The sequence below is a fragment of the Psychrobacter sp. 1U2 genome (genome assembly GCF_051847575.1).
Window position 1 is genome coordinate 167,852 of the sequence record NZ_JBPYDC010000004.1, and the last position, 10,136, is coordinate 177,987.

Consider the following 10,136-nt stretch of genomic DNA (forward strand, 5'->3'; position numbering starts at 1 on the left):
GTTAAACTTTCTTAAAGGCAAGAAGAAAATCACTATTGTAAAGATAAATAGGTGGGGAGGTGTAGGTTTTTGCTATGAGCTAGCTTTAAGAAGAAGAATAGGCGACAGATTAGGCGTTTTTAATGCGCTAGATAACTCCCTAATATTAGCATGGTTTTAGCGATTAGTCGCCTAGTTTTAATGGCCTTAGCGGTTAAAATAAAGTCTTACCTTTTGTATGGGTTTAAGGTATAAAGTAAGTATACCCACACAAAACATAAGGATTAGACTATGAACTGGCCATTACTCTCTGTTGTGTACTCTATGGCGGCTACTGTTATCGTTGGTTTACTGATGATTGCCGCTTTAGTGACTGGCTTTAACGAGATCCGGCATATTCAGATAGCCATAGTTATAGGGCTACTAGTCGCTATTCCAGTAGGTCTGTTCTTTACTAAAAAAATAGGCAGCATCACAGGTAATGAAGAAGGCTATAAGGCCTAAAAATGTTTTGAGGTCATTCTAGCATACAGACCTAGCAGGAATTCTTAGTCTAAACGTTATGATTTAAACAAAAAACAGCCTATTGTGAAAGGCTGTTTTTTGTTGTCATTAAGGACTGCTTTTGACTTCAGATGTATTGTCGTAGCTTAGCAGTTATTGCAGCTCGACAGTCGCACCGTTTTCGATATTGGCATAGACTTCTAACACATCCCAGTTAGTCAAACGCACACAACCTGCTGACGCTTGACGACTGATGCCTTCAGGCTTAGGTGAGCCATGAATACCATAAGAAGGTTTTGACAGTCCCATCCATACTACCCCTACTGGGCTATTAGGTCCTGGTGGTAGCATGTGTATTTTTTTGGCGCTGCCTTCACCGACTGTGGCTTTATACCATGGCATTTTGACTTTATTGACAATCTTAAAGCTGCCTTGCGGGGAAGGGGTGCTAGTACTACCGATAGTAGTCGGGTAAGTGGCAACTAGCTTATCACCGTTATAAGCATATAAAGTCTTGTCAGCTTTATTAGCGACCATGCGGTTGATACGCTGATTGAGAGGCTCACGATTGTTCAACACTGTGATAGTTTCGCCCGCTTGATAAGCTTTATTTTTATTCAATTTATCGAGATAGCGTACATCCATATGGAAGCGCTCACCTAGCATCTCTTTGATATCCTGGTAATAGAGGCCTTTGACTTTTGATTTTGCTTCAGAGCCAGAAGGCAGCGTGGCAAAATTGGTCTTTACATCATCTTCGGTAATCGTATAAGTTACTAATACTGGCTTATTCGCAGGAATGTTTTTTATCAAAGCATTCCAGGTCTTTTGGTCCATTTTTCCAGTAGCAGGCAGGCCTTTCATGTTTTGAAAGTTGACTAGCGCCTTTTTACTGTTCATACCCCAGCCACCATCGATAGGGCCAGGAGAGGCATGGTTCCAGTCGAGCAGTGCTTGCAATTTAATAGTCATCGCTGAGTTGACGTTCATATTAGGTGACCAAGTCGAACCATTTACTTGCTTGGCATAATTAGATAGATCTAGCGTGGTATAAGTCTTACCGTCTTTGTCTTCGATGCTCTTAATAGCAGACTCATCGCCGATGTTTTGGAGTTGTGCACTATTGGCCACTTCAAAATTTGGTGCATCGGCTGTCGCACTACTAGGACCTGCTAGTGCTTGGCCGTCACTAATGTCGTCCGTCATATCAGACTGCTGGTCTTTACGAGTGAGTTCTTCTACACTCATATTATCAGCGGCAACAGCGTTAGACGCTGTCTCAGTATCGATATTAGACTGAGCGGCGCGCTTACTATCAATCAGTTGCCCCATTCTATCAGGTGCTGATGGCGTACTCACTTGCGGCTGAGCGTTGTTTACTGCGGCATTATTTGGCAAGGTAATACGAGTGCCATTGTCTGCTGAGCTGCTACGATTCTCTTCTAGGTTAATACCAGATAAGCTTTCGATATTCGGTAGATTATCTACAGTATTTACAGGTAAAGTACGAGCCTTGTCTGTCGGTGCAGCAAAGGCATTAAGACTCAGCGTGGCAATAGAGATTGCAATTACAATAGGTTTTATTTTCATCATAGAGGTCACAATGTGGTAGTTATAATGGAGGTATTATGCGCATAATCTGGACGCTTCGCAAACTTTTAGCCCCTCTTTCTGTAGTAATGAGTGGATAGGCGTCAGACGTTGACGCTTTGATTACTAGGTAGAGAGAATTGAGTCATAAACTAAAGGTTGTATTGCGCAAAACAAGATTTTAGCAAGGATAGAGTAAGATAAGACGCAAGCTAAATATCCTCCTATAGTAACAGTGATTAGTATAGAAGCACAGTTTGGCTTTAGTAGAGTTTCACTTAAGGTTTGCTGCTATTATTAGATGCTAGATTTGGCAGTTGCTCGATTGATTGGCGTCATATTCGGTTTAAGTTTATAATGCATTAAATTACAAGTACTACTCTTAAAGCTACTAAACAAATCTTAAAGCTACTAAACAAATAATCAAAGAGGCCGTATGTCAGACGAGCAAATAATGAGCGCAGAAGACTTTCAGCAGCAAAATCAGAATCAGTACGACTATGACGGTCATGAGCTAAATGCTGAGGACACAGATCATAGCGAATTTGCTAACTTTCATAGTGAACTTGAAGAAGCGCGTCAGCAATTAATGACGATTCGCGATTTTATTCGTTTTTGTGTGACGCAATTGCGTAACTATGATGTCGTGGTAGCGCAAGGCACGACCGACGAATTCGCTGAAGCTTCTGCTATTGTTTTGCATTCTTTGTCGCTTGACTGGTCAGCAAATGAGCAAATATTAGACTGCCGCCTGACTGGCTCAGAGAAGCAAGCAGTATTAGAGTTATTAGAAGCGCGTATCGCTAAGCGTAAGCCGCTGAGCTACTTGATTAATTTAGCTTATTTCTGCGATTTGCCTTTTTATGTCGATGAGCGCGTACTTATTCCGCGCTCGCCGATAGCGGAGCTCATCCGTCAGCAGTTTTACCCTTATTTTGATGCCAATGAGCTTGCCAAGCCGCTTGGTATTAATGGCATAAACGATATGAAGGCAGGCGAGTCAGCCACTAAGTTCTTTGAGCACGGTCTTGAGATGAAGCAGCTGACGCAGCCTGAGCGTATTTTGGACTTATGTACCGGCTCGGGCTGTATCGCTATTGCTTTAGCAACGCGCTTTGTCGATGCTTTGGTAGACGCCGCTGATATTGACAAAGGGGCGCTTGAAGTAGCGATGGTCAATGTTGATCATCATGATTTGGGGCATCAAATCAATGTGATTGAGTCTGATCTGTTTGCTAAGCTGCCGAGCGATAATCAGTACGAGCTTATCGTGACTAACCCGCCTTATGTCGATGCGGCTATCATGGCCGATTTGCCACCTGAGTTTTTGTACGAGCCTGATCATGCGTTAGCCGCTGGTCAAGACGGACTAGATTTAGTCCACAAGATTTTATATGAAGCCGCTGATTATTTGACGCCAGAGGGTCTACTGGTCTGTGAGGTCGGCGATAGCGAATGGGCGCTAATGCAAGCTTATCCTGATATTCAGTTTGATTGGTTAAAGTTCGCTCATGGGGGGCACGGTATCTTTGCTATGACTTATAATGATCTGATGGAACATCGCCAGTCATTCGCCCATTATGTACAGCTTCTAGAGAGTAATCAGGTGCAATAATAGGCGACTCTTACGAGTAAAGAGATAAGTTAAATCAAGATTGTAAGAGTGAAAGTAGCTCAATATTAACTGCAAAGCAGTATCAAGCGTGTAAGGATAGACATGGCAGGCAATAGTATAGGAAAACTCTTTAGTGTCACGACTTGCGGAGAGTCGCATGGGGCTGGCCTGATGGCTATCGTCGATGGGGTGCCGCCAGGTATGGCGTTATCTAGCGAGGACTTGCAAGTCGATTTGGATCGCCGTAAGCCTGGGACTTCTAAGTATTCCACCCAGCGCCGCGAGTCTGATGAGGTCGAGATCATCTCGGGCGTTTTTGAAGGCAAAACCACAGGTACGTCTATCGGCCTACTGATACGTAATACCAATCAAAAGTCCAAAGACTATAGCGAGATCAAAGACACTTTTCGCCCCGGTCATGCCGATTATACTTATAGCATGAAGTACGGCTTTCGCGATTATCGCGGCGGCGGGCGCTCATCAGCACGCGAGACTGCTATGCGTGTGGCAGCAGGTGCTATCGCTAAGAAATATCTGTCTGAGCGCTTAGGTGTACAGATTCATGGTCATGTGACGCAGATTGGCAATGAATACAGCCAAGCGGTAGATCCAAGCAAAATCGATTGGGAGTACGTCAATAGCAACCCGTTCTTTTGTGCTGATAGCAATGCAGTCGCACGCTTTGAGACCTTAATCGATAGCCTACGCCGTGAAGGCACCAGCTGCGGCGCTAAGCTTGAGATTATCGCAAGTGGCGTACCGGTTGGGCTTGGTGAACCGGTATTTGATCGACTGGACGCTGAGATTGCCCATGCGATGATGAGCATCAATGCGGTCAAAGGCGTGGAGATCGGTGATGGTATGGCGGTCGCCGGACAGTTCGGCCACAAATCTCGCGATGAGATGACCCCCGATGGCTTTACTGCTAATCATGCAGGCGGTATCTTAGGCGGTATTTCCTCAGGACAAGATATCAGCGTCAGCATCGCGCTCAAACCCACTTCCAGTATTACCACTCCTGGCAAAAGTATTAACACTGATGGTGAAGCGATAGATATGCTAACCAAAGGCCGTCATGATCCTTGCGTTGGCGTACGAGCAACGCCTATCGCTGAGGCGATGCTAGCGATCGTACTGCTCGATCACTATCTACGTCACCGCGGTCAAAACGCTGATGTGGTCGCACCTATTGCATCGATTACTAAATAGCTTAAAGTCGTTTAGTGTGTAACGAGCCTTTTACCTTTATTGATTCTTATTAAAGGTAAAAGGCTTTTTTGTGATTGTAATACATAGGGAGTTAAGATGCTCTTAGCTTTATCCTCTATCAAGCTACTTTTGAATAACAATCAACGGCTACGCAGCACTGGTGTTTAAAAACCAATAATAGCTGCTGACTTGGGATCGCAAGCCAGTGTCCAAAAGTAATACTTTCAATATTATTCGTCGCCAATAATTGGCGACACTCTTGACGGCTATAACCTAAGTAAGCGTTTGTGGAATGAGTAGCTTTGGTATGAGTCGGAATTAGTTTTTTCATAGGGAATATCACTCAAGTTTAGATAGCAAGTTTAGATAAGGCTATCGTAGAATATTGAGGTATAAAATCCGTGCAAGAATGATGAAGTTTTGGTGAAAAGCGATTTCAAGTAAAGCGTTTTCTATAAACTGTGTTTGGGTAAGTTTTAATCGCTTGCTAAAGGTAGAGTGATACTAACCATGACACCAGAAACCTGACTGCTTGTATCGTTACAGTCTCTCATAACGTTGCTAATAGTTACCGTACCACCATGATGTTCGATGACTTGCTTGACTAAAGTTAAGCCGAGCCCCGTACCTTTTTTTAAATTATGACCGTTCGTTTGTGGCGATTGTTTTTGATGCGATAGGCTAAAATAACGATCAAAGGCTTTAGCAATAGCATAATCAGCAAGCGGCTGGCCATCATTAAAGATGTCAACCGTAACGCTACTATGCGTCGTTGCCACCTCGATACTCACTTCATTGCTAGCAAAATAAATAGCATTATCAAGGACATTTTGCAACGCCTGCACTAACCAAAAGCTATCGGCTGCAATGGTAGTTTTGGCTAAGAGAGCGGGCGCATAATCTTGTTCAGGGGCAAAATGATTTATTAGCTTATTATCAATAGAAAGTTTGATAGAGGCTAAATTAAGCTGCTGAATCTTAACGTTACTATCTTTTATCAAGCTAGTGATGACAGGGATTAGCGAGAGATTTTGACGATTTAATCTAAAAGTGGGTTGCTCAACTTTGGCTAATAATAACAGCCGATCAATGAGCTGCTGCATCTTAATACTTTGCTCGCCAATCGCCTGGCTAAGCATATGCCTATCTTCAATCTCCAGATTGTCATCTTCTAATAACTCGCCGCTTGCGCGAATGGCAGTTAGGGGACTCTTTAGCTCATGAGTCAACGTGTGCACGTAGTCGCTGACGTAGGCTCTATTTTCTAGCCGATGTTTCATCGTCTCGATAGTATCTGTCAAGCTATTAAGCTCATGACCTAAATAAAAGTATGGCTTTTGAGTATCTTCGGCTAGCGAGCTAGTGTATCGAGTGACGAGACTGATACTTTGCTGCAGCCACCAAGCGACAAGCCCTGCCAAAATCAGCGACACCATACTGATAAGTAGAGTCGTGATCAGCATACGCTGGCGAGTGTTATCGAGATAGGGCAAGACGCTATCGACCGGTTTACCGACGCTCACCACACCGATAAGGCGACCTGAAGCATCCTTGATAGGCTGGGCCACATACATAATCGAGCTATCGCGGATGCTGTTGGTATCGGGTGTACTGCGCGCGCCATATTGACCTCTTATCGTCAAATAAACATCATTCCAGCGGCTATAGTCTGCGCCTTCAGCATTATCAGACGTGGGTAGGGAGTCGTACAGAACGATGCCTTGGCTATTGGTAACGTAGAGTCGAAAGCTACTCGCTGTTTTTTGCTTATATTCAGGCTCATTATCTAGGTTATAAGTGGTTTTGGCCGTTTTACCCCTTACATTTTGATCTTTCAGGCTAACGGGTTTCACTATAAAAGCGCTATCTAGCTGTTGTTGATAAGCAGAATCTAATATTTGCCCTGATTGTACAGGGGCTTGTAGATTGGCGGCCATCATTTTACTGGTATCAAGCAAAGTATCTTCAATGACTTGCTGCGCGGTGGGCTTGACGTGCTCAAATAGCTGAGTAAATACCACGACACCTGAGACTATCAGTATCAAAGCTACCGCTAACCAAATTCGAAAAAATATACTCAAGTTCAGCGGCTGTTTAGGCTGAGCCTGCTGCTGAGCTGTACCCATTGGATGCAGCTTAGTATACCAATTGTTTTGACTCATATCGGCATTACTATTAGCTTTTGTATTATCGTTATGGTGATGTTTAGAGTTAAGCATTAGGCAGGGCACAGTCCATAGCCTAGACCACGGTGGGTATGAATGATATTGATATCAGGATGGATATTCGCCAGCTGCTTACGAATAGATTTAACATGACTGTCTATGGTTCGAGCCAAACGATGGTCGGGATAGTCACTGACGGCATTTAAGAGCTGTTCACGGCTAAAGACTTGATTGGGTGCTTGCAATAAAGCCAATAGGATTTTGCGCTCGGTATTGCTCAGCTCTAGTTTTTGCTTATCCCAAGTGAGCGAATAGTTTAGCGGCTGGTAATGCCAGTCTCCTGAGCTATAACTAAAACTGATAGGGGCTTCCGAGACTGGGCTGACATCATCAATTGTCTTGTCAGACTCCTTTGAATGCTGACGAGATAACTGTTCACGTCGCCAAACCGCTTTTAATCTTGCAACCAGTTCTCGCGGGCTAAAAGGTTTAGCACAATAGTCATCTCCACCCATCTCTAAACCCAATATACGATCGACCTCATCGCTACGAGCCGTCAAAAATACAATCGGCACATCTTTTAAACTACCCAGGTCAGGCGCATGCCGAATTTGTTGGCATAAGCTTAAGCCATCACCGTCTGGCAGCCCAACATCCAAAATAATTGCTGATAACTCTTGCGCCTCTGCGCTATGCAAACGATGCAGCATCGGCAGTACACTGCTAGCATTATCAAGCCAAGTGATTTGCCAGCCTTCACGTTTACAAGTGACTTTAAGCGACATAGCAATGGCGGGATCATCTTCTACTAGTAGGATGTGAGTCATAAGATTTATCTTAATTATTTTTAGGTTGTGTCTAAAAGACAACTACCGTATTTATACGCTTGACCATTGAAAAGTCGCGGGCTAGCATCATAAATAGAGGTAATTGTTAGAGCGGGTTGAACATTCGCTATTCGCTAATAGTATTCATCACCGCTTATCAAACTATCCTAGCATGGAAATCTGATAAGACTATGTAATAAGCAAGCAAAGGTTATGAAAAATCCATGAATAATGAGTATTCTAAAAACCACAAAATTTTTTAAGGTATTTTGTAGGTAATGATAATTTGTATTAATTTAAATAAGGAAATCGTATGAGTAACTATTTGGACGTGGTGACGGTAGAGCATAATCCTGCGAACAAACCCATTGATCGCGCGGTGATTTGGTTGCATGGTCTCGGAGCCAGTGGGCATGACTTCGAGCCAGTCGTGCCGCAATTGGGTCTCGATAATGATATGGCGGTGCGTTTTATTTTCCCGCATGCACCGCAGATACCCGTAACTATTAATGGTGGCATGGTGATGCCGGCTTGGTACGATATTCTTGAGATGAGCTTGGATCGTAAAATCGATGTCTCGCAAATCGAGAAATCCTCACAGCAAATTCGCGATCTAATTCAGCGCGAGATTGAGCGCGGCGTCAAACCTGAACATATCGTTATTGCTGGGTTCTCGCAGGGCGGGGCAGTCGCTTACCATGTGGCGCTAGGTTATCCACAGCGTTTGGCGGGGCTAATGACTTTGTCTACCTATCTGGCGACCAATGATAGCCTCAAATATAGCGATATTAACAAAGACTTGCCAATACTCATTGAACACGGGATGCAAGATCCTGTGGTGCCAGTGGTGTTAGGTCAGCAAGCCCAACAGTTATTGACGGATAAAGGCTACAACGTTGAATACCATACTTACCCGATGGCCCATCAAGTCTGTATGCCGCAAATCCAGAATATCGGTAAATGGTTGAATAAAGTCTTGGTATAAACCTTTAAAAATAGGCTGCTAGCTATTGAAACTAGGTAAGTTGACCTTATATAGTAAGTAGAGTAATTAAGGCAAACGCATAAGCTTTAAATGTAATAGCAACCTGTAAATTAATGTAATAACTATCTTTTATAGGTTGAGTCAAAGCTAAAGTTAGTCTAAAATACTCAGTCTTATTGGGGATGTTCTGGCTTCGACGCTGGTGATGAAACTCAATGATGCATGTCGAGAGTGTATGTCCTCTCGTAAATCAAACATATATTGTTATAGTCGCAAACGACGAAACTTACGCTCTAGCAGCTTAAACCCTGCTTACTGCGCTGCCGATTACCTATAGTTGGTTAGCCCAGTTGAAGCGTCCGTATATAGGTTCGCCACAAGAGATTGTCTCAATCGCTTGGGTTCAAAAGTAGAGAATCGTCCAATCCATCCTGACTGTCGGATCGGTGCGGACTAAAACTAAAGACAGAAACTAAACATGTAGATTCATGAGCGTAATGCTGGCGGACGCGGGTTCAACTCCCGCCATCTCCACCAAACACTAAAAATCCGGTCACTTGGTTAAGTGACCGGATTTTTTTATCATCCAGCGCCGTAAAACCACATCCTTCCAGGGCGTGGATATCAGGCGTCAACTGTTGTCGCACAATATTGCGAACACCTTGATAACCAAATGCATTAAGATCATAATCACCCCATGAAAACGCTCAAACTGCGCATCAAAGACAAACATACCGCTCAGCTAAATATCTTAGCTGGGTCGGTTAACTTTGTCTGGAATTACGTCATCGAACTAAGTTTTAAACACCTCAAGCGCACAGGAAAATTCTTTTCAGCTTATGACTTGGCCGCTTACACCAAAGGCAGTGGTGAATACCTAAATCTGCATAGCCAAACCTTGCAAGCAGTGACCGAAACCCATGCTAAGGCTCGCAAACAATTTAAAAAAGCCAAACTCAACTGGCGTACCAATAATCCTAAAGCCAAGAGAAGAAGTTTGGGCTGGATTCCTTTTAAGAAATCCGCTATAAAATATCTTGGTGTTAAAAAGTCAGGTAAAAAGAGTTTAAAATCCACCATTCAGCTAAGCCTTACTAAGGGTAAAAAGCTGATCATTGATTTGTGGGATAGCTATAATCTAGCCCTATACAACATCAATACCTGTGAGTTGGTACAAGACAATCATGGCCACTGGTACGCCTGTATCACCGTTAAAGAGTTTCCAAAGACTCAGTGCGGTGATGGTCAAGTTGGTATTGATC

General features: G+C 43.5%; 9 protein-coding genes and 1 other RNA gene. 6 read left to right on the forward strand and 4 right to left on the reverse strand.

Annotation, left to right across the window (positions count from 1 at the left end; all coding sequences use genetic code 11):
* Positions 1-270: 270 nt before the first annotated feature.
* A complete protein-coding gene (locus ACS8FD_RS03530; protein ID WP_025647008.1) occupies positions 271-483 on the forward strand; it encodes a hypothetical protein in 213 nt (70 codons plus the stop codon).
* A gap of 153 nt (positions 484-636) precedes the next feature.
* Here the strand turns inward: ACS8FD_RS03530 and ACS8FD_RS03535 are convergent, their stop codons facing one another.
* The gene (locus ACS8FD_RS03535; protein WP_439274488.1) at positions 637-2,076 is read right to left on the reverse strand and encodes a L,D-transpeptidase family protein; all 1,440 of its coding nucleotides are present in this window, start codon (positions 2,074-2,076) and stop codon (positions 637-639) included.
* A 586-nt stretch (positions 2,077-2,662) separates the two neighbouring features.
* Here ACS8FD_RS03535 and prmB point away from each other — a divergent pair.
* Both prmB and aroC read left to right on the forward strand, forming a co-directional pair.
* A complete protein-coding gene (gene prmB, locus ACS8FD_RS03540; protein WP_439274499.1) occupies positions 2,663-3,688 on the forward strand; it encodes a 50S ribosomal protein L3 N(5)-glutamine methyltransferase in 1,026 nt (341 codons plus the stop codon).
* A 102-nt stretch (positions 3,689-3,790) separates the two neighbouring features.
* Complete coding sequence (gene aroC, locus ACS8FD_RS03545; RefSeq protein WP_439274489.1) at positions 3,791-4,897, forward strand: chorismate synthase; 1,107 nt, start codon at positions 3,791-3,793, stop codon at positions 4,895-4,897.
* 118 nt (positions 4,898-5,015) lie between these two features.
* Here the strand turns inward: aroC and ACS8FD_RS03550 are convergent, their stop codons facing one another.
* The 3 genes from ACS8FD_RS03550 to ACS8FD_RS03560 all read right to left on the reverse strand — a co-directional run bounded on the left by ACS8FD_RS03550 (position 5,016) and on the right by ACS8FD_RS03560 (position 7,889).
* Positions 5,016-5,228 (reverse strand): hypothetical protein, encoded by a 213-nt coding sequence (locus tag ACS8FD_RS03550; protein ID WP_439274490.1) that lies wholly within the window; start codon positions 5,226-5,228, stop codon positions 5,016-5,018.
* A 145-nt stretch (positions 5,229-5,373) separates the two neighbouring features.
* On the reverse strand, positions 5,374-7,116 hold the full coding sequence (gene creC, locus ACS8FD_RS03555) for a two-component system sensor histidine kinase CreC (RefSeq protein WP_439274491.1): 1,743 nt from the start codon (positions 7,114-7,116) through the stop codon (positions 5,374-5,376).
* Positions 7,116-7,889: a response regulator gene (locus ACS8FD_RS03560; protein WP_439274492.1), complete on the reverse strand. Its 774-nt coding sequence runs from the start codon at positions 7,887-7,889 to the stop codon at positions 7,116-7,118. The genes creC and ACS8FD_RS03560 overlap by 1 nt, the downstream gene beginning before the upstream one ends.
* Before the next feature lie 313 nt (positions 7,890-8,202).
* Here ACS8FD_RS03560 and ACS8FD_RS03565 point away from each other — a divergent pair, with 313 nt between their 5' ends.
* From ACS8FD_RS03565 to ACS8FD_RS03575, 3 genes are all read left to right on the forward strand, one after another.
* Positions 8,203-8,874 carry an alpha/beta hydrolase gene (locus ACS8FD_RS03565; RefSeq protein ID WP_439274493.1) on the forward strand — a complete coding sequence of 224 codons (672 nt, stop codon included), beginning with the start codon at positions 8,203-8,205 and terminating at the stop codon, positions 8,872-8,874.
* Positions 8,875-9,052: 178 nt separating this feature from the next.
* Positions 9,053-9,411: a transfer-messenger RNA gene (gene ssrA / locus ACS8FD_RS03570) on the forward strand.
* 160 nt (positions 9,412-9,571) lie between these two features.
* The coding region (locus ACS8FD_RS03575) for a nuclease/transposase family protein (RefSeq protein ID WP_459252117.1) at positions 9,572-10,136 on the forward strand (565 nt) is incomplete at its 3' end.

Coding starts and splice junctions, on each gene's coding strand:
- aroC (WP_439274489.1), top strand. CDS start 3,791: ATGGCAGGCAATAGTATAGGAAAACTCTTTAGTGTCACGACTTGCGGA.
- creC (WP_439274491.1), bottom strand. CDS start 7,116: ATGCTTAACTCTAAACATCACCATAACGATAATACAAAAGCTAATAGT.
- ACS8FD_RS03565 (WP_439274493.1), top strand. CDS start 8,203: ATGAGTAACTATTTGGACGTGGTGACGGTAGAGCATAATCCTGCGAAC.
- ACS8FD_RS03550 (WP_439274490.1), bottom strand. CDS start 5,228: ATGAAAAAACTAATTCCGACTCATACCAAAGCTACTCATTCCACAAAC.
- prmB (WP_439274499.1), top strand. CDS start 2,663: ATGACGATTCGCGATTTTATTCGTTTTTGTGTGACGCAATTGCGTAAC.
- ACS8FD_RS03530 (WP_025647008.1), top strand. CDS start 271: ATGAACTGGCCATTACTCTCTGTTGTGTACTCTATGGCGGCTACTGTT.
- ACS8FD_RS03535 (WP_439274488.1), bottom strand. CDS start 2,076: ATGATGAAAATAAAACCTATTGTAATTGCAATCTCTATTGCCACGCTG.
- ACS8FD_RS03560 (WP_439274492.1), bottom strand. CDS start 7,889: ATGACTCACATCCTACTAGTAGAAGATGATCCCGCCATTGCTATGTCG.